General features: G+C 59.6%; 1 protein-coding gene. It reads left to right on the top strand.

From position 1 onward, the window contains the following. Positions 1-14: 14 nt before the first annotated feature. On the top strand, positions 15-381 hold a 367-nt coding region (locus tag C5471_RS23730), incomplete at its 3' end, for a contractile injection system protein, VgrG/Pvc8 family (protein WP_339959329.1).

Raw genomic sequence — 381 nt, 5'->3', positions numbered from 1 at the left:
CGAGTGCCAAACACATTGCCGACCGGCTAGCGGCTCAAAGCGCCGGCGGCTTACTCTTTACCCTCACGGCCGGCGGATTACCGCCTGAAACCTTTGTGGTGGCCGCCTTCTCACTCAACGAAGCCTTATCTACCCCCTTTAGTCTGGCGGTCAGTTTAGCCAGTGCCGACCCGGCGATTGATTTCGCCGCCGTCCTTGATACCCGCGCCACCCTGACTATCCTGCGCGCAGGCAAAATCGAGCGCACCGTCACTGGCATGGTTGCCTGCTTTGTACAGGGCAACACGGGCAAACATCAGACCCGCTATGAGATGACGGTGCGCCCCGATATGTGGCGCACCACCCTGCGTCAGAATGCCCGGATTTTTCAGCAGCAGGATA

Source organism: Photorhabdus tasmaniensis, from assembly GCF_011189505.1.
Lineage (GTDB): Bacteria > Pseudomonadota > Gammaproteobacteria > Enterobacterales > Enterobacteriaceae > Photorhabdus > Photorhabdus tasmaniensis.
This window is presented reverse-complemented; position numbering and strand designations above follow the sequence as displayed.